Raw genomic sequence first — 25,474 nt, 5'->3', positions numbered from 1 at the left:
TCCGATGTCCAACTACCTAGCGAACAACGATGATCGGTCGACGCCGAAGCGTCGCCGCAAGCTCTGGGTGGCCAGCGGCGTTGCCGGACTGACCGGCGTGGTCAGCATCGCCGCGGTCGGCGTCGCTGGCGCCGGGGCGGTCGGCGGCAGTAACGGTGTGAAGTGGTCGACCACCCAGCAGGTCAGCCGTGACGACGCCCAGGGCGAAGCGGAACACCACGGCAAGAAGGCGGAACACGACGGCAAGAAGCGGGACCGCGATCGGCACGACGAGCGGGCGCGGGAGGTGCCCTGCGACAGCGACAAGCTGATCGAGGCGATCACCCTCGCCAACAACAGGAACGGTGCCACGCTGAAGCTGGCCGAGCACTGCACCTACAAGCTCACCCGGCACGACAAGTGGGGCAACGGCCTACCGAAGATCACCCAGCCGATCACCCTCAAGGGCGACAAGACCAAGATCGAGCGGGACTCGACGGCCAAGCCGTTCCGCATCCTCAACGTCGGCCCCGGCGGGGAACTCACCCTCAAGGGCCTGACCATCAAGGGCGGCCAGACTGCGCCGGCCAAGAAGGTGTCGGCGCCGGAGCCGCGGGAGACGTGGTCACAGTTCTCGGGCTCGGGCGAGGCGACGGACGCCGTACAGGGCGGCAAGCCGCTGGTCACCGCGTTGCAGGCGGCGCCGAAGGCGCCGGCCGCGCCACCGGCCGAGATCGACGCGGCGGCGGCGCCAGCCACCGCCCAGGTCGACGGGGAGCAGGAGTGGCAGTCCGAGGGGCAGGTCGAAACCGAGGGCGACTGGGAGCCGGGCCGCTTTGACGGCGCGGGCCTGCTGGTGCAGCCGGGCGGCCGGGCCGATGTCCACGACACCGAGTTCGTCGACAACCGGTCCGGTGCCAGCGGTGGCGCCGTGGCCAACTACGGCCAGACCCTGCTCGACGAGAGCCGGGTCGTCGACAACACCGCCTTCCTCTTCGGCGGCGGAATCCTCAACGTCGGCGTCCTCAAGATCGAGAAGTCGTTGGTGAAGCACAACCAGGCGATCATCGGCGGCGCGGGCGTCTCCAACGGTCTGGTCAAGTTCAAGCCGTACAAGGGCAAGCTGCACCACGCCGGCATCGACAACGGCACGCTGTACGTCGAGAAGTCCGAGATCGAGGGGAACGAGACCACCGGCTTCGGCGGCGGCATCCTCGACATCGGCGGTCAGACCTCCGTCAAGCACTCGAAGGTTTCCGACAACACCGCGCTGATCGCCGGTGGCGGCATCCTCGCGGCCAAGAAGAGCCAGCTCACCCTGGCGCACAGCGCGGTCGTGAAGAACAGCACCGCAGGTGTTGGCGGCGGCCTGGCAGTGGTCGACTGGAGCACCGCCACGGTCGACGACAGCGTCATCAAGGACAACGTCGCCGGGTTCTTCGGCGCCGGCCTGTTCAACGACGACAGCAAGACCACGCTGCGGGACACCGAGGTCACCGGCAACCGGGCCGTCGGCCCGTACGCCACCGGTGCTGGCATCTTCAACAAGGGCGGCTGGGTCTACCTGACCAAGACCAAGGTGGCCCACAACACCGCCACCAACAAGCCGGGTGGTGTCTTCACCACAAACGACGGCGTGGTGCTGGACGACAAGTCCGTCATCACCGACAACCGCCCCACCAACTGCCTCGGCAGCCCGGTGATTCCGGACGGCTGCTTCGGCTGATCCACACGGTTGATCGGCACTGGCACCGGTTCCGACCGCAGACCGGCTCCCTTCCGACCACGGAAGGGAGCCGGTCCACGCCGGTCCCGGGAGACGTACGGCGTGGTGTCGGGGCCTTTGCCACCGCTTACCGGAACCGCCCCCGGGCGGCCCTCGGTGTCTGACCGCTGCGGGCACGAACGGGGGCTGACCGTGCGGTCCAGCCCCCGTTCGCGTGGCACGGCCTACCGCTGCACGAAGACGGCCACACTGCGCGCCGGGACGGTGAACGTGCCTGTCGACGCGGCGAAGCCGGCGGTACGCAGCACCGGGTCGGCCGAGGTACGCAGCACCGGGTGCAACGCCACGTCCGCACCCCGCAACCCGCTGACCCGTTGGGTCGCCACCTTCGGAGTGCTGTTGAAGACCACGGTCACCGACTTCCACTGCCCGCCGAGACCCCGCGCGTCGAGGGTCATGGTGAGCACCCCCGGCGTCTCGCCCGTACCGGACAGCGGGAAGCTGACCCGCCGCTGCACCTCCTGCGCCGTGGACAGCCCGAACACCGGGGAGGAGTTACGGATCCGCAGCAGCTCGGCGTAACGGGCGTCGGTCAACTCGATCGCACCGCAGTCCGGCACCAGCTTCGGGTCGGCCAGCAGCGGCTTCGCGTACGGCCACTTGTCCCGGTTGTCCTCGGCGGGCGGCAGACCGGCACCGAAGCCGTTGCCCTGCGCGCAGTCCCAACGGATCTGGTTGAACCAATCACCCGAATTGTACGAATTTCGATCGAGCGACTTCGACCGCAGCCGCTCGGTGCCGGTGGTGACGAAGCCGGCACCCTGGCCCAGCACCACAGTGCTCAACGCGAGCACCTGCATCCGGGCCCGGTCGGTGGCCGGGGTGGCCTGCGGCAGCTTGTACGCCAACGCGTCGTACAGGATCTCGTTGTCGTGCGCGTCGACGTAGGTGATCGCCTCGCCAGGGGCGTCGGTGTAGCCGGCGGGTGAGCCGTTGTAGTCGACCTGATCGCCGGTGACCGTCCGGCCCGCCGAGTCGGTGAACCGGTAGCCGCGCAGGTTGCCGACCAACCCGACCTTGATCAGGTCGTGCTGGTGCAGCAGCCGGGCCCGCTGCTCGGCGGTGGTGCCGTTGATCGGGTCGCCGTTGGGGTCGCTGAACAGCCCGGACGCGAAGCCCTGCTGGCGCGGGTTGTCGTCGAACGGGCCACCACCGCGCACCGCGTCCCGCAGCCGGTCGTTGAAGGTGCCGACCCCGGTACCGGCCATGTTGGCCTGGGTGGCCTGCACGAATCGAGCGTCGTCGGCGACCTCGCCGAAGTTCCAGCCCTCGCCGTAGAGCAGGATCTTCTTCCCGTCCACCCCGTCGCGGGCGACAGTCAGCTTGTCCAGCGCCTTACGTACGGCCAGGATGTTCGCCTTCGGGTGGTGACCCATCAGGTCGAACCGGAACCCGTCGACCTTGTACGCGGTGGCCCAGGTGACCATCGAGTCGACCACCAGCTTGCCCATCATCGCGTGTTCGGGTGCGGTGTTGGCGCAGCAGGTGGAGGTGGCCACCGTCCCGTCGTCGAGCAGCCGGTGGTAGTAGCCGGGCACGATCTGGTCGAGCACCGAGCGGGGGTCGGTGCCGGCGGCCGAGGTGTGGTTGTAGACGACGTCCAGCACCACCCGCAGACCGGCCCCGTTGATCCCGGCGACCATCTGCCGGAACTCGGTGGTGCGTCGGGCACCGTTCGGGTCGACGGCGTAGCCGCCCTCCGGGACGGTGTAGTGCAGCGGGTCGTACCCCCAGTTGTAGCCGTCGGTGTCGCGCACCGCGGCGATGCACTCCTGCTGGCGCTCCGAGTCCGCTGGCAGGGCGGGCAGGTCGCAGTCGGGCTGCCGCTGGTCGGCGCGCCGCTCCGGGATGGTGGCGAAGTCGAACGCGGGCAGCAGGTGCAGGTGGTTGACGCCCGCGTCGCTGATCGCCCGCAGGTGCTTCATCCCGGCGGTGCTCGGGTCGGTGAAGGCCAGGTAGGTGCCCCGCCGGTCGGCCGGCACGGTGCTGTCGGCGATGGAGAAGTCGCGTACCGACAGCTCGGAGATCTGCACCTTGGCGGCCGGCGGCGCGGCCGGCTTGCGCAGCTTCGCCCAGCCGGCCGGGGCCAGCTTGGGGTCGGCCAGGTCGACGATCTGGCTGTGCGTGGAGTCCGCCGCCAGCGCCACCGAGTACGGATCGGTCACCGAGGCGGTGACCACCTGCTGCGTCGCCGGCTGCCAGGCCTGCACCCGGTACCGGTAGTACCGACCGGTCCAGTCCCGGGCCCCCCGTGCCGACCAGACTCCGGTGCGGTCATCACGGCGCATCTCGACCAGGCGCGGTGTCGCGGTGGGCGAGTCGAACAGCTCCAGCGACACGTTCCGGGCCGTCGGGGCCCAGACCGCCAGCGTCGGTACGCCACCGGTGAAGGTGGCACCCAGTCGGGCGGCCGTCGCCGGGGCGTACACGTCGTCGAGCACGCCCGGGATCTGCACCCCGGTCGCACCGAGCAGGGTGCCGTCGGCGGCCCGTTCGGTGACCAGCAACTGCCCGCGCAACGCGGCCGGCACCTTCGACAGATCCTTCCGGTCCAGGCTGAAGGTCCGGTGGTCCCACAGGTGCGGGAAGGCCGCGCGCTGGGCCTCGGTGAGCCCGTTGCGCTGCGCGGTCAACGGCAGCGAGGTGTACGCCCCGACCAGCTCGCCGTCGACCACCCGCACCCCACCGGCCGGCGCGGTCACCAGGGCGTACGCCTTGCCGTCGCCTGCGCCGGTGCGCCAGGCCACGGTGGACCTGTCGATCCAGTGCGCCTTCTGCTTGCCGATGTCGGTGTCCGTACCGGTGCCGGTGGCCGTGCTCGGCAGCAGCCGGCCCGGCGTGGCGGCCAGCAACCACACCTCGCGTCCGGCGTCGGCGAAGTCGAGCCGTTGGTCCTGCGGCAGATCCTTCTCATCGCCCCGGTGGATGATGTAGCTCAGCCCGGTCGCACCCTCGGACAGCGGCACCCGGAACTCGGCGCCGTACGAGTCGATCCGGGTCGGCGGCATCGGCCGCGCCCAGTCGGTGGGGTTGGCGGCGCCGTCCCACAGGTGCAGGCCCCACCCGTCGTAGTTGCCGTCGGTTCGCCGGTAGTGGATCACCGCGGTGCCGTCCTCGACCGGCGGCGCCGGCTCACCGGCCGCCTCCTCCCGGCTCGGGTACGTCGCCGGGTCGCCCTGCTTGACCCAGACCTCGCCGGTCTGTGTCACGTCCACGGTCCGGTCGTTCTCGACGTCCTTGGTGCCGTCGGCGTCGACCACCAGGAAACCGACCGATTTCGCGCCCGGCTTGAGCTTCACCCAGGCGAACCGCCCGTACGCGTCGGTGCCGGCGAACGGCTGTCCCTTCGGCCAGTCGGTGGCGTACTCGGGGTCGATGTCGCCCCAGGTGTAGAGGCCCCAGTCGGTGTAGTCGCCGTCCGGCCGCTGGTAGTGCACCACCAGCCAGTCACGGGACGAGCCGGTCTGCTCCGGGGTGCCGACGGTGGTGGTCGCGCGGGTGGTGGCGGTGCGGCCCCGGCCGTCGCGGACCGCCGCGAGGTATTCGACCTTCGTGCCGGCGGCCAGCCCGGTCAGGTCGTGGTGCACGGTGTACGGCGCCCGGTGGGCGGTGCCGAGCAGCGTCCACCGGCCACCGGCGACCCGGGCGGCCATCGTGACGGTGGCCAGCGGGTCCCCGGTGACCGCTGCGGTGATCTCGGCCCGGGTGGCCGGCGCGTCGGGGGCGGTGACGGTGAGGCCCGGCTTGGCGGTGGGCAGCGGGACGGGCTTGCCGGCCCGGTGCACCACCGCGGACAGCGGCGGCACGGTCACGGTCAGCTTGCCGTCGCCGGCGGCGGTGGAACGGCCGGTGGTGCCGTAGATGCCGGCGAAGGTGGCGCCGGCCGACCAGGTGTCCACGGTGACAGTCTGCGCGGTCGCCGCGTTGTTGACCGCCACCACGTACTCGGTGCGGTTGTCGGGGTCGAAGCGGGAGAAGGCGAAGACGCCCGGCCCGTCGGCCGCGTGCCGGGTCACCTGCACCCCGTCGCGCAGCGCCGGGTGTGCCTGGCGCAGCGTGCCCAGCCCGGCGATGGTGCGGTACAGCGGGTGGCTGCGGTCGAACTGGTCCTCGGCGTGGGTGCGGTCGGTGCCGAGCAGGTCGTCGTCGAGGTAGTCGGCGGTCCGCGAGGCGAACATCGGCTGCCGGGCGTCCTTGTCGCCGCCCGCGCCGGTGAAGCCCTGCTCGTCACCGGAGTAGACCACCGGCTGTCCCCGGGTGAGGAACATCAGCTCGTGGGCCAACTGGTCGCGGCGCAGGTGGGTGGCCGGGTCGGTGGGGCCGGTGGCGATGAAGGAGCCGATCCGACCCATGTCGTGGTTGCCCAGGAAGGTGGGCAGTCGACCGGCGTGAGTGTCCCGGGCGGCGTAGAGGTCGTCGCGGGCGTACACGTCGGCCAGGGCCTTGGCGGAGCCGTCGTTGGCGGTGTAGCCGCGGGCCGCCTCCTGGAAGGCGAAGTCCAGGGTGGCCGGCAGGGCGCCCTCACGTACGTAGCTGGAGGTGATCTCCTGGTCGGCGCTGTAGACCTCGCCGAACATGAAGAAGTCCTTCTTGCCGGCGCGGGCGGCGGCCTGCTCGATGCCCTGGCTGAACTGCGGCCAGAAGTCCATGTTGACGTGCTTGACGGTGTCCAGGCGGAACCCGTCCACACCGGTGTCGCGTACCCAGTCGGCGTAGATCTTGGTCATGCCTCGGACCACCTCGGGACGCTCGGTCCACAGGTCGTCCAGGCCGAAGAAGTCGCCGTACTCGCTGTTCTCCCCGACGAACGTCGAGTCACCACGGTTGTGGTACATGGTCGGGTCGTTCAGCCAGCCCGGCACCTTGACCTTCGCGTCGGCCGGGCTCGCGAAGCTCGGGGTGTACGGAAACGACCGCGTGTTCACCTGCGGGAAGGTACGGCTGCCGTCGGCGTGGTTGCGGTCCTCGAAGGGCCGGCCCTGCGCGTCGCGGTACGGCGCGGTCGTCTTGTCGATGTAGCTGTACCTGTCCTCGGCGTAGGTGATCACGTCGGCGGTGTGGTTGACGATCACGTCGAGGTAGACCTTGATGCCGCGCTTGTGCGCCGAGGCGACCAGCTTCTTCAGGTCGGCAGCGGTGCCGAAGTGCGGGTCGACCTGGGTGAAATCGGTGATCCAGTAGCCGTGGTAGCCGGCCGAGACGTCGTCGCCCTTGCCCTGCACGGGCCGGTTCTTGAACACCGGTGCGAGCCAGATCGCGGTGGTGCCGAGCCCCTGGACGTAGTCCAGCCGGTCGATCAGCCCCTTGAGGTCGCCGCCCTGGTAGAACCCCTTGTCGGTGGGGTCGTACCCGGTGCGCAGCCGGTCGCCGGTCAGGCCGCCCCGGTCGTTGCGCGGGTCGCCGTTGGCGAACCGGTCGGGCAGTACGAAGTAGAACTGCTCGGCACGCGACCGGCTGCTGCCGGCGTCGAGCAGGGCTTTGGCACTGGGCTCGGACTGCCAGGTCGCCGCCCCGGTGGGGCTCGGCGAGCCGGTGCTGTTCGCGGCCACGGCGGGGCTCTGGTGCACCACCACCGGCGCGCCGAGCAGGGTGAGGATGAGCAGGAAGACGGGGGCGAGCAGGGCTCTGCGCGGTTTCGGCGGGGGTTTCATCGACGGCCTTCCTCTGGTCGCTGAATGGCCCGCACGCTAGCCCTTGCCGAAACATTCTGCAATACCTTGCAAACCAGCCGGCAACATTGCCGACAGTTTGCGCAAGCTTGAAAGCCGGTGCGGAGCCGATGCGTCCTCAGAGGCCGGTGCAGGCCCGTCCGGAGACGGTGCAACTCGCCGGGCGGGGCGAGGCGAACTCGATGTGGAAGCGCAGGGCGACGGCCGATCCCGCCGGCAGATCCGGACCACTGCGATAGGTCAGCGTGCCGCCGGTACCCCGGAACGTCCCCTGTGGCACTCCCTCCAACCAGGCCGTGACCACCCGTCCGCCCGGGTACTCGATCCGGGCCACCCACTCACGGTCGCGCCGAGAGGTGTTGCGGATCCACACCTCGGCGATGAAGCCGCCGGAGAAGGAGTCGGTCACCCGGTAGCGCGCCTCGAACGGGGACGGTGAGGCAGGTGCGGCGGGTGCGCGGGTCGGCGTGCTGCCGGTCGGCGCGCTACTGGTCGGCATCGCCGGACGGGGCGGCTGCGACGACCGTACGGCCGAGGCCGACGGCCTGGGTGAGTCCACCGTCGTACCGGCTGGTCGGGGTGGGTTGGTGCGGCGCGGGGTGAGCCCGGGCACCACCTGCGACGGCAGCGCCGACGGACCCCGTCCGGCCGATGTCGCACGCTCCGGCACCGGCACGGCGCCCAGCGGCGGGGCGGGGTCGAAGTCCGGACCGGGCCCCCGGTACGCCCCCACCGCGATGACGAGCAGGACCACCATCGCGCCCAGCCCGATCGACACCAGGATCCAGGGTGAGGACGCCACGGCGGTAGCTCCACGGGGCGGCATCGGACGCGGAGCGCGACGCATACCGGACATGTCTCTCCTCAGCGGGCAGCCCGGCAAGGGTAACGATCATTGGTGATCTCGGAAAGTACCCGACCGCGTCTTCAGCGACCCGGCAGGACGGTCAGGACAGCGCGCAAGCCGAGCCGTTGACCGTGCATTGTGCCGGGTATTCACCACCCCCGGTACGGCTGACCCGTAGCCGTACCGTCTGCTGTGCCTCGGCGGCAAGCTGACCGGTACCACTGAGCACGTACCAGCCCGCGCCCTTGATGCCCACCGACACACCCGGGCCGCTGGACGCTCGGACGCCGGTGACCTCGCTGGTGAAGCGCAGATCCACCACCCAACCCACCGCCCCGGCGGTGTCATTGCTGATCACCAGCTCCGCCTGGAAGGAGCCCGGGTCGCTGGTCATCACCTGGTACGTGGCTTCCACCCCGCCGAGGTCGAGGAACGTCGACGGTTTCGCAGTCGGTGCGGCCGACGCGGACGGCTCGTCGGCCGCCCGTGCCGACGAGGCGTTCGGCGACGGCGGAACGGACGGGCCCGACGTGGCGCTGCGGGTGGGTGCCGAGCGGGTCGGTACGGTCGTCGGCGTAGCGGTCGGACCGGAGCCACGGGTCGGCGTCGTGGTGGATGTGGACTCCTGTTGCGGCAGGACCAGCGGCGGGCCGGGAGACCAGGCCGTCGGCTGCTCCGGCTCGCGGAACGACAGCATCGCCACCACCAGCAGCAGGGCCAGCACCGCGACACCGACCAGGGTCGCCACCCACGGGGCCGAGGCGATCACGTTGGGCACGATCCGCCGGCTGGTCGGTTCGCCGCTCTCGTCGCCCACCGGACGCACTGCCATCCAGGCCCCCTCACGGTCACCGATGCGTCAGCCTAGCCACGTGGAAACCGGGGACAAAACCACCGGTGCGGGCGGGATCAGACGCTCGGCGTACCGGCGTGGTCGTGCCGTGGACGGCGGCCTCAGCCGGTCCGCACGACGGTGCAGATCACCGGCCCGTCATCGGTCGTCCGCAGCAGGTAGCGGTACCGTTCGCCCGGCACCTGCCGCCCCTGGCTGTCCAGGAACTCCCAGCGGACCGCCACCAGGGTGAGCAGGGCCGAGATGGGCTGAATCTGTTCGATGTCGGCATGCGCGGCGACCAGCTCCCGCTCGCTGTAGTCCGGCGCGGCCCCCACGAAGGACAGTGCCACCGCCGCGGTCGAGGTGAACGAGAAGCTGTAGGTGTCGGCGACCACCAGCCCCGGCAGCGTGTAACAGCCGGCGATCGCCGGCAGGTCGCCAGAGGTCAGGGCCACACCGTACCGGTCGAAGAAGTCGGTCAGGGCATCGAGATCGGTGGAGGCAGTCACACCGCAGGAAGTTGCCGGTCAGCCGGCCGAGCAAACCTCAGCGGGCCGGCATCCGTACCTCGATCTCGCTGCCGAGCCGGGCGCCGCCCTGAAGACCGAGGTCGTCGCCGCTCCAGAAACGACCCGGGTCGTACCAGTTCGGTCGGCGGCCGGCGGGCAGCAACCCCATCGCCTCGTAGGTGACCGCGACGACCTCCGCGCAGTACGCGGTCTCCAGGGTCGACTCACCGGAGTTGGCGGGACGCTGCCGGGCAGCCCGCATGGGCAGGCGCGGCATGGGCAGCTGCGGCGTGGGCACCCGCCCGCGCAGCCACCGCCACGCCAACTGGGCGGTGGACGGAAAGGGGGTGCCGTCCAGCCGGGCGATGGTCCGCAACACCGCCCGTTCCATCTCCGGGTCGGCCGGTGGCTCCAGCTGGCGCAGCCAGGCCCGCTGCCCGTACCGGTTGGCCCAGACACAGACCGCGTCGCGCAGGTCGTGCAGTTGCACGCCGCGTTGGTGGGTGCCGGTCCACATGTCCGGCAGCGACCGGCCGAGCTCCGCGTGCCACATCAGCGGCGGCATGTCGTCCAGCACGACCGCCATGCCGACGTGGTTGACCGGGCTGTTGGTGGTCCACTGGATGGCCCGGTCGGGCACGCTGCGTCCCCGGAACACCCACACGTCGCCGGTACGGGTCAGTTCGACCGCCTCGTCCAGGCTGATACTCATGAGGGTCTACCCTAGGCGGATGCGGCGACGAGTGCGGTGGTGGAAGGTTCTCGGTCTCGCTGGTCTGGCCGGTGTGGCGGCGTCCGGTGTGGTCATCGCGCGAGCCGAGCGACGGCGACGCGCGTACTCCCCGGAGGAGATCCGGGATCGCCTGCGCAACCGGCACGCGGAGGCCAACTCCTTCTCCCCGGCCGGCGAGCAGGACTGACGACCGCCCGACCGGAGGCTCAGTCCGCCTCGGCGTGGTTGCGTTCCCAGCGACCACCCTCCGGAGGGTTCTCCAGCCGCAGCGCTCCCTCGGCGTTGCCCGCCAGGTCGTTGTCCTCGACCCGGCAGGACACGCAACTGCCCTGCGGTGTGATCCACATGCCGTAGCCCTGCGTCGGGTTCTCCCGGTTGTCCCAGATCCGGTTTCCGCGCACCGTCGCCGAGCGCAATTCGCTGTTGATGGTGATGCCGGCGCGGATCGGCACCGGGCTGGGCAGTTCGTAGGCGGCGCCGGGTGGCGGCACGTCCTCGTTCCACGCGTTCTCGGCATCGGGACGCAGGTCGGCCAGGGACAGGTCGGTATCGGTGTTGGCGACCACCACGGCGTAACGGGTGCCGACCCGCAGCACCTTGCCCCGGTGGCCGTCGATCGGCCAGTGCGCGGAGCGGTCCGTCATGGCACGGCGTGCGTAGTGCACCGACTCTCCGGCGCCCGTGGCGGCCGGGGCACACTGCCGCCCGTTGTTACGGATCCGGTTGTCCACCACCACCGTGTCGATCGTCGGCCGGTCGATCCGAATTCCGTCCAGGCCGTTGTCCCAGAACTGGTTGCTGTCGATGACGATGTCCATGGCCGGGCCCTCGAACCCATTGCCGAGGTCGTGCTGGTGATAGCCATGACGCCCGTTGCCGCTGATCCGGTTGCCCTCGATGGTGTACGGCCCGGGGGTGTTGCCCACACTGATCCCGTCGCCGACGTTGCGGTCGATGACGCAACTGGTGAGGATGCCGCCCCGTCCGGCGATGCCGGCGGTGCCGTTGGCGGACACGTCGAACCCGGCTTCCAGGTTGCCGGTCATGGTGCAGGCCGACACGATCAGCCCGTCCGCACCCCAGTCGGAGATGCCGAACCGGTTGGCCTGGCTGTGGCAGGCGATGATGCGATACCCACGCGGTGGCGTCCAGTACGGCTTCTGCAACTCCAGGAAGATCCCGTTGGTGCCGTTGCCGAGGGTGGTGCAGTTGGAGATGGTGCAGCGTTCCACGTCACCCCAACCACCGATGCCGACGCCGATCCCCGCGCCGCCCATCTGCTCGCCGTTGTCCAGCCGGCCGCAGCCCACCGCGACCACCCCGTCGATCAGGCAGTCCTGGAGGAAGTCGCAACCCAGCCCGGTGGCCCCGGTGTGATGGATGTACAGATTACGGAACACACCTCGCACCACGTACTGAAGCCCCAGTCCCTTCGCCAGATAGTCGTACTGGGTCATGGCCACGCCGGAGCCGTCGATCTCGAAGTCGGCGAAGGTGCAGTCGGCGATGTGCCGGTCGCGGTCCGCGCCGTGCTGGACGGTCGTCCAGTACGCCAGCGGCGTCGGTTCGGCACGGTTGCCCTCGTTGCTGAGCAGGAATCGGGTCGCACCCGACCCCGCGCCGATCAGGGACACCCCACTGCGCCACACGGTGCCCGCGTCCCGGATCGAGTAGATTCCGGGCGGGCAGTAGATGACCCGGGCCCGCCCGTCGGCCGCGTACCCCTCGCCGAGGCGGTCCACCAGCGCCGCCAGCGCGGGCTGGTCGTTCGTCGTCCCGTCGCCCTGTAGTCCGTACTCCCGCGCGTCGCACCACAACGGCGCCCCGGCCACCGGCGCCGGATGCTGACGGATGGCCACGGATCGGCCCTGCTGCACCACGGGCCCTCCCCCGATTGTGTCGGCTACCTGCCCGCCCGGCTTTCCCGCTCCCGGTGTCCGAAAACGCCCCACCGCGACTTCCCCACCGCCCCGCGCCTGGCGTGAGTCCGACGATCGTGACGGCTGACCGGTTCATGCCCAGGTGGGCGTGTGCCGGGTCACCGTGGCGGCGGAATCATGCCCCCAGCCCGGGCGTTGTACAGGGGGTAACCGCGACGCCCCCTCGACGGCGACGCCCCCGGGACCGGGCCGGAATGACCGCCCCCCATCCGGCGTTACACATCTCCCGGACATCGTGAACGGCCCCCGGCCGGTGAGCAGCCCAGCAGCCTCTCCCGCGATGTTCGTACCGGGCCTCACGCCCGAACAAGGCCAACAGCAGCAGCCCCACACGATGCTGCCTGAGACGGCCCATCACAATCTCCCCCTTTTCGCGCGGCACCCGCGACCCCCATCGCTGCCGCGCGCACCCCCGAAACGAAAGGCGGAACACCACCATGCGTACCACCATGCTGCGCAAGACCGCCCTGACCATCGCCGCTGCCGCCGCCACCGCCGGTGGCATCGCCGCCCCCGCCATCGCCGCCCAGACCACCCCCGGCGTCGCCGCTGCTCGCGACCACAAGACCGAACGACAGCTCGACGTGCGCTACGAAGCCCAGGACACCTTCTACTACTGCGGCCCCGCCGCCACCCGCAACGCACTGTCCGTGCAGGGCAAGAACATCGACCAGCACGACATGGCCAAGCGCATGGGCACCACCGAGAACGGCACCGACTCCATCAACGACATCACCCCGGTCCTGAACAAGGAAACCGGCAAGGACGTCTACCGCTCGGTGGAGATCCCCGGCACCAAGGCCGACGACAAGCAGACCGACAAGCTGCGCGAGGACATCAAGCGCACCGTCGACGACGGCCGTGCCGTGGTCGCCAACATCGCCGGCACCACCACCGACACCACCGGCACCACCCACAGCTTCGAAGGCGGCCACTACATCAGCGTCACCGGCTACCGCGACGCCGGCAAGCAGGTCAAGATCGCCGACTCCGCCAACCCCGCCACCGCCGAGTACTGGCTCACCACCGACAACCTCGCCGACTGGATCGCCACCCGCGGCTACACCGCCACCAGCTGACGATCCACCATCGCGAACGGCAAGGGCCGACCCCCACCCCGGGGGCCGGCCCTTCCTGTCCCCCACCCCACCCCACCCCACCCCACCAAGCCCTTCGCGATCTTGCATTTTCGGTCGCCGAAATGCCCGGAATGAACCCTTCGCCCCGACCAAAACTGCAAGATCGCCGCGGACAACACCGGCGGGCGAGGCAGGGCGGGGCATAACCCACACGCCGCCAGGTTGATGAAGAGGTTTGCGTCGCCCGGAGGGCGGGATGAGACGCAAACTCTTGATCAACGCGGCGAGGGGGTGGGGTGGGTGGGGGTGAGGAACTCCAGGCGGTTGCCGTGGGGGTCGGTGGTGTGGAAGCGGCGTAGGCCGGGGAGGTCGTCGCTCCAGGTGACGGGGCAGCCGGCGGCGGTGAGGCGGGTGGCCAGGGCGTCGAGGTCAGGTCGGAGCAGGGCGGGGTGGGCTTTGCGAGCCGGGCGGAAGTCGTCCTCGACGCCGAGGTGCAGTTCGGCGCCGTACCCGCTGAACCAGCAACCGCCGCGAGCGGCGAGGGTCGGTGGTTTGGCCAATTCGGTCAGGCCGAGCAGGTCGACGTAGAAGGCCCGGGACCGGTCCTCGGAGTCGCGCGGGCAGGCGAGTTGGACGTGATGGATCATGATGAGCACCTCCCGTCCACACGATGACACCGGGTTGCGCTCATAGCAAGACGGACGTACGGTTTTGTTGACAGGGAGAATCGGCGGTAAGTGTCCCCTAACCACGGCGGCGCCCCGGCCGGTGCGAAAGACTGCTCAGGACTACTCACGGTCGCTGGTGTGAAGGAGTACGACGTGGCGAGCCTCGACACCTTCGGTGCGAAGACCCAGCTACGCGTCGGAGACGCGAGCTACGAGATTTTCAAGATCAGCCAGGTGGAGGGCCACGAACGGCTCCCCTACAGCCTGAAGATCCTGCTGGAAAACCTGCTGCGGACCGAGGACGGCGCGAACATCACCGCCGAGCACATCCGCCAGCTGGGCGCGTGGGACCCGAACGCCGACCCGAACGTCGAGATCCAGTTCACCCCGGCGCGGGTGCTGATGCAGGACTTCACCGGCGTACCGTGCGTGGTCGACCTCGCCACCATGCGTGAGGCCGTCCGCGACCTCGGCGGCGACCCCACCAAAGTGAACCCGTTGGCCCCCGCCGAGCTGGTCATCGACCACTCGGTCATCGCCGACCTGTTCGGCCGCGAGGACGCCTTCGAGCGCAACGTCGAGCTGGAGTACGCCCGCAACAAGGAGCGCTACCAGTTCCTGCGCTGGGGCCAGACCGCGTTCAACGAGTTCAAGGTGGTCCCGCCCGGCACCGGCATCGTGCACCAGGTCAACATCGAATACCTGGCGCGTACGATCATGGAGCGCAACGGTCAGGCGTACCCGGACACCGTGGTCGGCACCGACTCGCACACCACGATGGTCAACGGCCTGGGCGTGCTGGGCTGGGGCGTCGGCGGTATCGAGGCCGAGGCCGCGATGCTGGGCCAGCCGGTCAGCATGCTGATCCCCCGGGTGGTGGGCTTCAAGCTCTCCGGTGAGATGCCGGCCGGCACCACCGCCACCGACCTGGTGCTCACCATCACCGAGATGCTGCGCAAGCACGGGGTGGTCGGCAAGTTCGTCGAGTTCTACGGGCCGGGTGTGAGCGCGGTGCCGCTGGCCAACCGGGCCACCATCGGCAACATGTCCCCGGAGTACGGCTCCACCGTGGCGATCTTCCCGATCGACGCCGAGACCGTCCGCTACCTGGAGCTGACCGGCCGCGACGCGTCTCAGGTCGCGCTGGTCGAGGCGTACGCCAAGGAGCAGGGCCTCTGGCACGACCCGGCGGCCGAGCCGGAGTACTCCGAGCGCCTGGAGCTCGACCTGAGCACCATCGAGCCCTCCCTCGCCGGTCCGAAGCGCCCGCAGGACCGGGTGCCGCTGGGCAGCGCCAAGACGCTGTTCCGCGCCGCGCTGACCGACTACGTGGCCGCCGACGAGACCGGTGGCGACCCGGGCCGCGAGCCCGGTGTGCCGCAGCAGGAGACGCCGTTCGGCACCGCCGGCCCGGCCGACGAGGCCAGCGCCGAGTCCTTCCCGGCCAGCGACTCCCCCGCCAACGGCGTCAACGACCCGGCCGACGCCCCGCGTGACCTGGTGACCGCCGCGGTCGGCGCGGGCGGGCGGGCCAGCAACCCGATCCGGGTCACCGGTGAGGACGGCAACACCTACGAGCTGGACCACGGCGCGGTGGTGATCGCCGCGATCACCTCCTGCACCAACACCTCCAACCCGCAGGTCATGATCGGCGCGGCGCTGCTCGCCCGCAACGCGGTGGACAAGGGCCTCAACCGCAAGCCGTGGGTGAAGACCACCCTGGCGCCGGGCTCGAAGGTCGTCATGGACTACTACGAGCGGGCCGGCCTCACCCCGTACCTGGAGAAGCTCGGCTTCCACCTGGTCGGCTACGGCTGCACCACCTGCATCGGCAACTCCGGCCCGCTGCCGGAGGAGATCTCCGCCGCGGTGAACGAGGCCGACCTGGCGGTCGTCTCGGTGCTCTCCGGCAACCGGAACTTCGAGGGCCGGATCAACCCGGACGTCAAGATGAACTACCTGGCGTCCCCGCCGCTGGTGGTGGCGTACGCGCTGGCCGGCACGATGGACATCGACCTGGCCAACGAGCCGATCGGTGAGGACAGCGAGGGCAACCCGGTCTACCTGCGCGACATCTGGCCGAGCACCGCCGAGATCCAGGACGTGATCGCCTCGGCGATCGGCGCCACCGGGTTCAGCGCCGCGTACGCCGACGTCTTCGCCGGTGACGAGCGCTGGCAGTCGCTGCCCACCCCGACCGGCGACACCTTCGCCTGGGACGGTGACTCCACCTACGTGCGCAAGCCCCCGTACTTCGAGGGCATGGCGCAGCAGCCGACCCCGGTGACCGACATCGCCGGTGCCCGGGTGCTGGCCAAGCTTGGTGACTCGGTGACCACCGACCACATCTCCCCGGCCGGCTCCATCAAGGCCGACTCCCCGGCCGGCGAGTACCTCGCCGCGCACGGCGTGCCGCGGCACGAGTTCAACTCGTACGGCTCGCGTCGGGGCAACCACGAGGTGATGATCCGGGGCACCTTCGCCAACATCCGGCTGCGTAACCAGCTGGTGCCCGGGGTCGAGGGCGGCTACACGGTCAACCACCTGACCGGCGAGCAGGCCTCCATCTACGACGCCTCGATGGCCTACCAGGCCGCCGACGTGCCGCTGGTCATCCTGGCCGGCAAGGAGTACGGTTCCGGCTCCTCGCGGGACTGGGCGGCAAAGGGCACCATGCTGCTCGGCGTGAAGGCGGTCATCGCCGAGTCGTACGAGCGGATCCACCGCTCCAACCTCATCGGCATGGGCGTCCTGCCGTTGCAGTTCCCGGCCGGCGAGAACGCCGACTCGCTGGGGCTGACCGGCACCGAGACGTTCACTGTCACCGGGGTGACCGCGCTCAACGACGGCTCGACCCCCCGTACGGTGAAGGTCACCACCGACACCGGCGTGGAGTTCGACGCGGTGGTGCGGATCGACACCCCGGGTGAGGCGGACTACTACCGCCACGGCGGCATCCTGCAGTACGTGCTGCGGCGGATGATCGCCAACTGACGTCCGACAGTCCGAGGGGCTCCCTCCCGCGCAGGCGGGAAGGAGCCCCTTCGGTCGTTCAGGTGCAGGTCGACACCGCTCAGTCGGCGCTGCGGCGGGCCTCGCGCAGCTTCATCGCGTGTTCCACAAGCGTGATGAGCACCTCCTTGGCCGACTCGCGCTGCCGGGCGTCGCAGAGCAGCACCGGAACCTCGGGGTCGAGGTTCAACGCGGCCTGCACCTCGTCGAGCCGGTAGTGCCGCGCCCCCTCGAAACAGTTCACCGCCACCAGGAACGGCGTGCCACGCCCCTCGAAGTAGTCGATGGAGGGGAAGCAGTCGGCGAGCCGGCGGGTGTCGGCCAGCACCACCGCGCCGATCGCGCCCAGCGCCAACTCGTCCCAGACGAACCAGAACCGGTCCTGCCCGGGGGTGCCGAACAGGTACAGCACCAGGTCGTCGCTGATGGTGATGCGACCGAAGTCCATCGCCACGGTCGTCGTGCGCTTGGCCTCGACGCCGGACAGGTCGTCGATGCCCACCCCGGATTCGGTAAGCACCTCCTCGGTCCGCAGTGGACGCGTCTCGCTGACCGCGCCGACCAGTGTGGTCTTACCCACCCCGAATCCACCCGCGACCAGAATCTTGATCGCCGTGGGCAACGCGACCGCGCCCGACGGCCGCTCAGAGTGCCCGTAGTCCATTGATAACCGCCTCGAAGATGCTGTTGTCGGGAACGCCGACGGTGCCGTGTGGCTCCCGGATCTGAACCAAGCTGCGCGCCACCAGGTCACCGAGCAGCACCCGCACGGTGCCGACCGGCAGGTCGAGGTGGGCCGCGATCTCGGCGACGGACTGCATCCGCTGGCACAGACCGACGATCGCCAGGTGCTCCGGGCCCAACCCGATCTCCGGCGAGACGTCCGTCCGGGTCGCCATCACCAGCGAGATCAGGTCGAACGTGCCGGTCACCGGGCGAGCCCGGCCGCCGGTGACCGCGTACGGGCGGACCACCGGACCGGCATGGTCATCGACCCACTGGTGGTCGGCGGGCTCTCCCTGCACCGTCATCTGGGTTACTTCTCCCCGTTGGTCTGCTCGGCTGATCGTGTCGGCGACGCGACGAACTTGCCGACCCGGGTGACCAGCATGGCCATCTCGTACGCGATCAGTCCGACATCCGCGTCCTCACTGGCCAGGACCGCGAGACAGGCGTTGCGACCGGCGGCTGTGACGAACAGGAACGAGGACTGCATCTCGATGATCGTCTGCTGCACCTGCCCGCCGCCGAACCGCTTTCCCGCGCCTCGGGCCAGGCTCTGGATGCCGGCCGCCATCGCCGCCAGGTGCTCGCCGTCGTCGCGGCTGAGCCCTTGCGACGAGGCCATCAGCAGACCGTCGGCGGACAGTGCGACCGCGTGCTCGGCCTGCTTGACCCGGCCGACCAGATCGTCCAGCAACCACGTCAGGTCGGCACTCGAAGCCGTCTTCTGCGCCACTTCGTCGTCCTCTTCTCCCCCGGCTCATCGCCGTGCTCATCTGGTCCTGACCGTCGGTCGGGCGGATCGCCGCACGACCTGCACCCCGGTCAGGACTCCTGTTGGTCGGCGCCGTCAGACTCGTCCGCGTCGCCGGGCCGACCGCCACCACCGAGCAGCCGGGCCGCGTCGGTGCGGCCACGCCGGGTGCCCGTCTGGTACGAACTCATCATTCGTCGAACCTGTTCGGGTTCGCGGATCACGTCCTCGTCCTCCTCCGCGGCCTCAGGCTCGGCCCGCAGGGCCGGCGTGATGCTGGCCTGCCGGATGCGGACCGGCAGGCCCGACTCGGTGCGGACCGACTCGACCAGGCCGGCCTCACCGGGCTCGGTCGCCGCCGGCGCACCGCCCGCCGGGGCCGGCACATCGGCCGGCTGGTCACGGGTGTCGAGTGGACGCTGCGGCAGCCCGGGCCCGGGTGATCCGGTGACCGGCAGGCTGATAGGAATGGTCGGCCCGTCCAGTGCGGAGTGTCCGGGTCGACGCCGGGACCTGGTCGGCAGCCCACCTTCGCTGGTGTCGGTCGCGCTGAGGTGGACCTCCGCCGGGCTGTCGGCCGCACGTCGGTCCGCGCCCCGGTGCTCATCGTCGACGTCGCGGTCGGGACGGGGCGCGGGCGGCTGTGCCGGGGCGGCCAACGCCACCGGCGCGGCCGACCGCTGCACCGCGGTCCCCGGCACCGGCTCGGCGGACCGGGTCGACGTGTCGGCGTCCGGTCCGGCGAGGGCCTCCGGCTCGCTGCCGTCAACGATGATCAGGTTGCTCGGGATCAGCACCACGGCGGTCGTGCCGCCGTACGCGGACTCCTTGAGCCGGACCCGTACGCCGTGCCGGTCGGTCAACCGGCTCACCACGTAGAGGCCCAGCCGGGAGGCGTCGGCGAGGTTCAGTTCGGACTGGTCCACGATCCGGTGGTTGGCGGCGGCGAGGTCCTCCTCGGTCATGCCCAGACCGCGGTCCTCGATCTCGATGGCGAAACCGTTGGCGACCAACTGCCCGCGTACCTCGACGCTGGTGTGCGGCGGGGAGAAGGACAGCCCGTTCTCGATCAGCTCGGCGAGCAGGTGGATGACGTCACCGACCGCCCGGCCGGCGAGCGACACCCCGCCGATGGGCAACACGGTGACCCGGGTGTAGTCCTCGACCTCACCGACCGCACCACGGATCACGTCGACCATCGGCACGCTGCGTCGCCAGGCGCGGCCCGGCGTCGAGCCGGAGAGCACGATCAGGTTCTCGGCGTTGCGCCGCATCCGGGTGGCGAGGTGGTCGACGCGGAACAGGTCCTCCAGTTCCTCCGCGTCGTGCTCCCGCCGCTCCATCGCGTCCAGCAGGGTGAGCTGGCGGTGCACCAGGGCCTGGGTACGCCGGGCCAGGCTGAGGAACACCTCGCGTACCGCCCGACGCAGCTCGGCCTGTTCCACCGCCGTACGGATGGCGGTCTCCTGCACGACGTTGAAGGCCTTACCCACCTGGCCGATCTCGTCGTCACCGAACCGCAACGGCGGCGCTTCCTTGGCCACGTCCACCTGGTCACCGCGACCGAGCCGCTCGACCACGCTCGGCAGCCGCTCGTCGGCGAGCTGGATCGCGGCGTCACGCAGCCGTTGCAGCTGCTGCACCAGGGCCCGCGCGGTGGTGATCGAGACGACCACCGAGGCGATGACGGCGAGCAGGCCGAGGCCGGCGGCGAGGACCAGCCGGACGATGACGCCGATGGCCACCGGAGTGGCCCGCTTGACGATCTCGTCACCACCGGCCAGCACGACGTCGCCGATCTCGACGAGTGCGGCGGCGGAGGCCTCGTTCCACTTCTGGCTGTCGAACGGCGGGCGTGAGGTGCCGGTGGCGAGCATGACCTGGTTTTCCAGGTTGGCCAGCCGGGTGAAGTTGGCGCCGGCCATCATCTGCTCGTAACGGCGCTGGTCGGTTTCTGGCAGCCGGACGACCGCCTGCTCCGCGAGGAACTGTCGGGCACCGACCACGCGGGTGAACTCGGCCCGCTCGGTCTGGGTGATCCGACCGGCGGCCAGGATTCCGGCGAGCATGGCGTCCTCCTGGGACACCAGTTCCCGAGCGCGGTTGAGGCGGATCAGCTGAGCGGTGTTCTCGGCGACCTCGTCGTCATCGAGATTGCCGAGTTCGTCGTAGACCTCGAAGATCGCTTCGATCAGCTCGGTGAACGCCGTCATGGCTTCGCTGCGGCTGATATTGCGCCGATCGACGGCGGTGCGGGTTTCCGAGAGCACGGACAGTCCCCGGTTCAGCGCGTCGATTCGCTCGTGCAGATCTTTGCTGCCGAGCAGGCTCACCTGCCAGTGGTCCGTGGACTCGACGAACTCGCCGGCCAACTCGTCGGTACGCTGCCGCAGTTTCTCCAGCTCTGCGCGCTGTGACTCCTCCGGCCGCCCCAGGTAGACCACCGAGTTGCGCCGTTCCAGCTGCAGTTGGAGCAACAGCGGCTCGGTGGGGTCGAACACCCGTACGTCGAGTGCCTGCACACCGACGAGGTTGACTCCCTCTCGGACGGTGACCCAGGCGGTGAAGCCCCAGAGTGCCACCAGCGAGGCCAATAGGGCCACGACCTTGGTACGCAGATTCGAACTGCGGGAACCCATTACACCGTCCCTGGCCCTGAGCTAATTGATCGGTCGGTCAGCAGCGCGTCACGCACATCGACCCCGGCGCACGCTAACAGCGTCACCGCGCCAACTCAAGCGCTGGTGATCATGCCCTGCTCCGCCCGGCTTCAGGTGTCGTCGTCGACAAAGCCTGGTTAATCGTCGGTGCCACGGCAAGGACCAGTTTTCGCGCCGCGATGACCGCTGCCCGGACAATGAGAATAGGCGCGTACAGATCCTTGTCGTGCCACAGAGGAGGGTAGTCGGATCGGTCGGCTCGCAGGTGCCCGACCGCTCGGCACACCGCCGCGGTCACCGCCGGCCGGATCGGCCGGCCGCTGCCCAGCAGGATCTGCACCGCGTACGCGGTCTCCTCCGCCGTGCTGGACCACCGCCCCCAACCGCCGTCGTCGCGTTGGTCGGCCAGGATACGCTCCACCGCACGGTCGATCGCCGTGTCGGCCACCTCCGGTGGCGCGTGTCCGGCCAGCGCCGACACCGCACAGCAGGTGGCGTAGTACGGCGAGGCGTGCCAGCGGTCCGTCCACAGGCCGTCCGGTCCCTGCACGTCGCGCAGCCAGCCGGCCAACGACGCCACCCGGGCGGTGTACCGGTCGGCGCCGTGTCGGGCGTGCCAGCCCAGCGCCTCCAGCACGTGCGCGTTCGTGGTGACCGACTGCCCGTCCTCACCGCGCCAGGTGCAGAAGTGACTGCCCAGGTCGTAGTGGAGCAGGCTGGCCGGGTCCACCGGGCGGCCCAGCCGGGCGAGGGCGTACAGGACGGTCGAGGTGGTGTCGGCGTCGGCGGGCAGGCCCGGCCCGGTGGCCGCCCCGTCCGGACCGAGCGCGGCGGCCAGCTCGGCCAGCAGTCGCGCGCCCGGGTCGACCGGCAAACCCACCCGGGCCAGCGTGGCGAGCGTCCAGGACCGTTCGAAGACGGTGATCGGTGTGCAGCACGGCACCGGGCCACCCTGCCGGGCCACCACGGCGTCGAGGTACCTCCGGGCCGCCGGGTCGTCGGTGCGCCGATGGCCCAGCCACACGGCGGTCGCGGCGGGCGAGGCACCCACCGCGCCGTCGACCGGGGCGACGTCGTCGCGGGTGGCGGCGGCCGGGCCGAGCACCTCGTACGCGTGCCAGAGCTTGCTGGGCACCGGCCGACCGCTGGTCAGCAGCGCGTCCACCGCGTCCACCCGACGCCTGTCGACCCCGGGCAGCGCACCGGGTGCGTCGGTCAGCGTCGGCGCGCCGGCCAACTCGGTCAGGTGCGCCTCGATGCGCGCCACCAGGGCCGGGACGATCAGGTCGGCGGCCGGGGTGTCCGGCACGGCCGCGTCGTCTCCCAGGCACCGGACCAGTGCCGCCAGCCCTCGGGTGGCCGCCGCGACGACCTCGCTCCGGCCCGGCCCGGCCGGGTCGGGCGGATCAGCCCGGACGAGGCTGGCGAGCAGCGCCTGCACCGCACTCGCCGTCGGGACCAGGGCGTACCCGCCGGCCGGGCCCCAACTGCCGTCGGCACCCTGCTCGGCGAGCAGGTACGCCAGCCGCGGCGCGTGTCCGTCCACCCACGGCGCGTCGGCGACCAGCCGAGCCGTCTCGTACACCGAGGTGCTGACCTGCCCGTACGGATGCTGTTCCAGCTGTGCCAGCAGGTCACCGACCGCATCGGTCAGCCCGGGCGCCGCGACCGCGCCGAGGGTGAGCGTCGGTGCCGTCACGGCACCCCCCAGAAGTCGGTGGAGCGGTAGAAGCCGCTGCTGAAGCCGATCTGCCGGGCCAGGTAGTCCGCCTGCACCGGACAGTTCTCGCGCAGCCCGTCCAGCAGCTGGCGGGCCTGCGCCACCAGTTCGGCGATGCGCTGCTCGACCTCGGTACGCGGCACGAGCAGCAGGGCGTTCAGGTCTCCCCAGCGCAGGTCGCGCTCGTACGTGCCGAGGTCGTTGACGAGCCGCAGAATCCGCTGCACCCGGTCGCTGGCGGCGAGCATCGCGTCCAGATGCGTGAGGGTCGCCGGATCGGCCGTGTGGATCCAGTGCACGACGTTGACCACCGTGCAGGCCAGATTGTCTGCGTTGTCGAGGTACTCCTCGAAGCTGGGCAGCTGGTCGGGATTCTGCTTCCAGTCCCACTCCCGGGCCATGGCGGCGAGCACCTTGCGGGTCTCCTCCCGCCAGCGGTCCCGATGGGCGGCGAAGGCCGGCACGGTGGCCAGTTCGTCGCGCAGTTCGGCGAGGAAGCCGCCGAGGGCGTCGCCGGGCTCCGGCGTGGCGCCGTCGGCCACCGCGAGGCAGCGGGCGGTCAGCCGGTCGATCTCGTCGCGTGCGCGGGCCTCGTGGTCCACCAGCCAGTCGACGGCGAACCCCCACAGCACCGCCCGGTTGGTCAGCCGCAGCTGGGCGACGTCACACCAGGGTGCGCCGAAGGCGATGGCCATGGCCACGTTGCCGAACAGGGTCGCGTCGAACGGCTTGGCGGGAAACAGTTCGGGGTAGGCGGCGGCGACCTTCGCCAGGTCCCGCTGGCCCTTGGCGGCCAGGGCGCAGATGCGTCCCTGTTCCGCGGCCACGCTCATCTGGTCGCCGCCGATGCTCGGCGGCGTCTCGGTCAACGGGGTCACGCCGCGACACCCGCCACCGGCCGCAGGGTGACCTCGACCCGGTCCATCGGACGCAGCGCGGCTGCCACCTTGATCCCGGGGATGCTCGGGCGGCTCATCCGGAACCGGTACCGGCTGAGCAGGGTGGCGACGATCAGGGTCGCCTCCAGGTAGAACAGGTGCATCCCGATGCACTGGTGCGGGCCGCCGCCGAACGGGAAGTGTGCGTACTTGGGGCGACCGCGGACCAGCTCGGGCTGGAACCGGTCCGGGTCGAAGACCTCGGGTCGGTCCCAGAACTGCGTCATCCGGTGAGTGATCAGCGGACTGACCACCAGGGTGGAGCCGGCCGGGATCCGGACCCCGCCGATGACGTCCTCCTGCACCGCCAGCCGGGGGAAGAGCCAGCCGATCGGGTAGAGCCGCAGCAGTTCGTCGAGCACCTGCCGGGTGTAGCGCAGCTCGCGCAGGTGCTGTCCGCGTACCGGCTGGTCGCCGACGACCCGGTCGAGTTCCTCGTAGAGCCGGGTGGCGATGTCCGGGTTCTGCTCCAGGTGCGGCCAGAGCCAGGTGAGCACGCTGATCGTGGTCTCGGTGGTGGTGGCCACCATCGCCACGGTGTCGTTGCGCACCTGACGTTCGGTCAGCCGACCACCGTCCTCGGTGCGCCCTCGCCACAGGGTGGAGATGATGTCGTCGCCGTCCTCGTCGGCGGTGTCCCGCACGGCCCGGACGGTCGGCAGCAGCAGGTCGTCGATGAGTTGCACGGCGCGGCGGAACGTGCGGTCACCGGGCATCGGTGCGGCCAGCGGCGCCCAGGGCACCAGGATCCGGGGCATCACCGACCAGGCGATGGCGTCCTGCGCCTCCATGATCCGCATCGCGTCCGGCACCGAGATCTTGTCCGCGAAGAAGACCCGCATGATCGCTGAGCAGACCACCTGGGCCTGGACCTTGCCCATGTCCACCGGCTGGCCGGATCGTGCCGGTTCGGCCAGCTCGTCGATCGACTCCTCGATCGCCACGGCGAGGCGGTCGACCAGCCCGTCGATGCGCCGGGCGGTGAACAGCGGCTGGAGGATCTGTCGACTGTTCGTCCAGTGTTCACCGTCGCTGAGGATGCCGTCGCCGAAAAGCCGCTTGAGCGGCCGCCACTGGAGCCCGTCACCGGCCCGGACGTAGTTTTCGGCCTTTTCCCGCAGCACGCGCTGGAGGTGTTCGGGGTGGGTGATGAGGAAGGGCCGGAAGGAGCCGAGGTTGAGCTTCACGATGTCGCCACCGGACCGCTCACCACACTCCACCAGGGCGCGGGCCGGATCCCGCAACAGGCCTGGCAACACGTGCCGCAGCGGCACGGATCCGGCTCGTCGGGTTTGGACAGTCGTCACGTGGTGTGTTCCCACTCGCACAGACCCCCGGGGTGTGGGTTACTCTTCGAAATGCCACGGTTGCGATGAGCATGACATCGATATGGCATCCGTCACTAGTCGCGTGCTGAGAAATCTTCATGGTCGACATTCCCGCTGTCCACAACCGATTTAGCGTCGTCCGGCGGGCACCGGCCGGTCCGATCTGGGCGCCGCCGGCCGGCCCGGCGCGCGACCCGACCGCGTCCGCCCAGCTCAGCAGGGCCTTCGTGGGGCAGCGACCACGGCCAGGCACCGATCGATGGCTGTGGGTTCAGGTCCGGACCGGGTGATCTA

At 70.4% G+C, this 25,474-nt stretch carries 18 protein-coding genes; 4 read left to right on the top strand and 14 right to left on the bottom strand.

Annotated features, from left to right (window positions below; genetic code table 11):
- Nucleotides 1-4: 4 nt before the first annotated feature.
- Complete coding sequence (locus EG812_RS01715; RefSeq protein ID WP_126710536.1) at nucleotides 5-1,705, top strand: right-handed parallel beta-helix repeat-containing protein; 1,701 nt, start codon at nucleotides 5-7, stop codon at nucleotides 1,703-1,705.
- A gap of 224 nt (nucleotides 1,706-1,929) precedes the next feature.
- On the opposite strand, the gene pulA is transcribed toward EG812_RS01715, so the two are convergent.
- The 5 genes from pulA to EG812_RS01690 form a co-directional block, all read right to left on the bottom strand.
- Nucleotides 1,930-7,416, bottom strand: coding sequence for a pullulanase-type alpha-1,6-glucosidase (gene pulA, locus EG812_RS01710; RefSeq protein ID WP_126710535.1), 5,487 nt, complete (start codon nucleotides 7,414-7,416; stop codon nucleotides 1,930-1,932).
- 136 nt (nucleotides 7,417-7,552) lie between these two features.
- Entirely contained in the window at nucleotides 7,553-8,236 is a 684-nt protein-coding gene (locus tag EG812_RS01705) for a cellulose binding domain-containing protein (protein ID WP_013734898.1), read from the bottom strand.
- Nucleotides 8,237-8,381: 145 nt separating this feature from the next.
- Nucleotides 8,382-9,113 (bottom strand): hypothetical protein, encoded by a 732-nt coding sequence (locus EG812_RS01700; protein WP_126710534.1) that lies wholly within the window; start codon nucleotides 9,111-9,113, stop codon nucleotides 8,382-8,384.
- Between the two features lie 122 nt (nucleotides 9,114-9,235).
- Nucleotides 9,236-9,625, bottom strand: coding sequence for a DUF6841 family protein (locus EG812_RS01695; protein WP_013734900.1), 390 nt, complete (start codon nucleotides 9,623-9,625; stop codon nucleotides 9,236-9,238).
- Nucleotides 9,626-9,662: 37 nt separating this feature from the next.
- The gene (locus tag EG812_RS01690; protein WP_013734901.1) at nucleotides 9,663-10,337 is read right to left on the bottom strand and encodes a hypothetical protein; all 675 of its coding nucleotides are present in this window, start codon (nucleotides 10,335-10,337) and stop codon (nucleotides 9,663-9,665) included.
- 19 nt (nucleotides 10,338-10,356) lie between these two features.
- Between EG812_RS01690 and EG812_RS01685 the strand changes: the two genes are divergently transcribed.
- Nucleotides 10,357-10,545: a hypothetical protein gene (locus EG812_RS01685; protein ID WP_193386265.1), complete on the top strand. Its 189-nt coding sequence runs from the start codon at nucleotides 10,357-10,359 to the stop codon at nucleotides 10,543-10,545.
- A gap of 19 nt (nucleotides 10,546-10,564) precedes the next feature.
- Here EG812_RS01685 and EG812_RS01680 read toward each other — a convergent pair whose 3' ends face one another.
- Complete coding sequence (locus tag EG812_RS01680) at nucleotides 10,565-12,238, bottom strand: right-handed parallel beta-helix repeat-containing protein (RefSeq protein ID WP_013734903.1); 1,674 nt, start codon at nucleotides 12,236-12,238, stop codon at nucleotides 10,565-10,567.
- 497 nt (nucleotides 12,239-12,735) lie between these two features.
- Between EG812_RS01680 and EG812_RS01675 the strand changes: the two genes are divergently transcribed.
- Nucleotides 12,736-13,377, top strand: coding sequence for a C39 family peptidase (locus tag EG812_RS01675; protein WP_126710533.1), 642 nt, complete (start codon nucleotides 12,736-12,738; stop codon nucleotides 13,375-13,377).
- 275 nt (nucleotides 13,378-13,652) lie between these two features.
- On the opposite strand, the gene EG812_RS01670 is transcribed toward EG812_RS01675, so the two are convergent.
- Nucleotides 13,653-14,024, bottom strand: a complete 372-nt coding sequence (locus EG812_RS01670) for a VOC family protein (protein ID WP_126710532.1) — start codon at nucleotides 14,022-14,024, stop codon at nucleotides 13,653-13,655.
- A gap of 159 nt (nucleotides 14,025-14,183) precedes the next feature.
- Here EG812_RS01670 and EG812_RS01665 point away from each other — a divergent pair, with 159 nt between their 5' ends.
- Complete coding sequence (locus EG812_RS01665; protein WP_126710531.1) at nucleotides 14,184-17,039, top strand: aconitate hydratase; 2,856 nt, start codon at nucleotides 14,184-14,186, stop codon at nucleotides 17,037-17,039.
- Between the two features lie 79 nt (nucleotides 17,040-17,118).
- Here EG812_RS01665 and EG812_RS01660 read toward each other — a convergent pair whose 3' ends face one another.
- The 7 genes from EG812_RS01660 to EG812_RS01630 all read right to left on the bottom strand — a co-directional run bounded on the left by EG812_RS01660 (nucleotide 17,119) and on the right by EG812_RS01630 (nucleotide 25,126).
- Nucleotides 17,119-17,721, bottom strand: a complete 603-nt coding sequence (locus EG812_RS01660; RefSeq protein WP_013734907.1) for a GTP-binding protein — start codon at nucleotides 17,719-17,721, stop codon at nucleotides 17,119-17,121.
- A complete protein-coding gene (locus EG812_RS01655) occupies nucleotides 17,702-18,088 on the bottom strand; it encodes a DUF742 domain-containing protein (protein ID WP_013734908.1) in 387 nt (128 codons plus the stop codon). Before EG812_RS01655 ends, EG812_RS01660 begins: the two co-directional genes overlap by 20 nt.
- Before the next feature lie 5 nt (nucleotides 18,089-18,093).
- Entirely contained in the window at nucleotides 18,094-18,516 is a 423-nt protein-coding gene (locus EG812_RS01650; RefSeq protein WP_013734909.1) for a roadblock/LC7 domain-containing protein, read from the bottom strand.
- Nucleotides 18,517-18,605: 89 nt separating this feature from the next.
- Nucleotides 18,606-21,173, bottom strand: coding sequence for a sensor histidine kinase (locus EG812_RS01645; RefSeq protein WP_126710530.1), 2,568 nt, complete (start codon nucleotides 21,171-21,173; stop codon nucleotides 18,606-18,608).
- A gap of 109 nt (nucleotides 21,174-21,282) precedes the next feature.
- Entirely contained in the window at nucleotides 21,283-22,893 is a 1,611-nt protein-coding gene (locus tag EG812_RS01640; protein ID WP_158632475.1) for a prenyltransferase/squalene oxidase repeat-containing protein, read from the bottom strand.
- Nucleotides 22,890-23,783, bottom strand: coding sequence for a terpene synthase family protein (locus EG812_RS01635; protein WP_043725228.1), 894 nt, complete (start codon nucleotides 23,781-23,783; stop codon nucleotides 22,890-22,892). Before EG812_RS01635 ends, EG812_RS01640 begins: the two co-directional genes overlap by 4 nt.
- A gap of 5 nt (nucleotides 23,784-23,788) precedes the next feature.
- Nucleotides 23,789-25,126, bottom strand: coding sequence for a cytochrome P450 (locus EG812_RS01630; RefSeq protein ID WP_013734913.1), 1,338 nt, complete (start codon nucleotides 25,124-25,126; stop codon nucleotides 23,789-23,791).
- Nucleotides 25,127-25,474: the final 348 nt, after the last annotated feature.

Source organism: Verrucosispora sp. FIM060022, assembly GCF_003977705.1.
GTDB classification, from domain to species: domain Bacteria; phylum Actinomycetota; class Actinomycetes; order Mycobacteriales; family Micromonosporaceae; genus Micromonospora; species Micromonospora gifhornensis.
The sequence above is the reverse complement of the archived record's forward strand: the minus strand, read 5'-3'. Positions and strand labels throughout refer to the sequence as shown.

Bases quoted from the DNA above. Each gene is read 5' to 3' on its own strand.
- EG812_RS01715 (WP_126710536.1), top strand. From the start codon at position 5: ATGTCCAACTACCTAGCGAACAACGATGATCGGTCGACGCCGAAGCGT.
- pulA (WP_126710535.1), bottom strand. From the start codon at position 7,416: ATGAAACCCCCGCCGAAACCGCGCAGAGCCCTGCTCGCCCCCGTCTTC.
- EG812_RS01700 (WP_126710534.1), bottom strand. From the start codon at position 9,113: ATGGCAGTGCGTCCGGTGGGCGACGAGAGCGGCGAACCGACCAGCCGG.
- EG812_RS01690 (WP_013734901.1), bottom strand. From the start codon at position 10,337: ATGAGTATCAGCCTGGACGAGGCGGTCGAACTGACCCGTACCGGCGAC.
- EG812_RS01685 (WP_193386265.1), top strand. From the start codon at position 10,357: ATGCGGCGACGAGTGCGGTGGTGGAAGGTTCTCGGTCTCGCTGGTCTG.
- EG812_RS01675 (WP_126710533.1), top strand. From the start codon at position 12,736: ATGCGTACCACCATGCTGCGCAAGACCGCCCTGACCATCGCCGCTGCC.
- EG812_RS01670 (WP_126710532.1), bottom strand. From the start codon at position 14,024: ATGATCCATCACGTCCAACTCGCCTGCCCGCGCGACTCCGAGGACCGG.
- EG812_RS01660 (WP_013734907.1), bottom strand. From the start codon at position 17,721: ATGGACTACGGGCACTCTGAGCGGCCGTCGGGCGCGGTCGCGTTGCCC.
- EG812_RS01655 (WP_013734908.1), bottom strand. From the start codon at position 18,088: ATGACGGTGCAGGGAGAGCCCGCCGACCACCAGTGGGTCGATGACCAT.
- EG812_RS01645 (WP_126710530.1), bottom strand. From the start codon at position 21,173: ATGGGTTCCCGCAGTTCGAATCTGCGTACCAAGGTCGTGGCCCTATTG.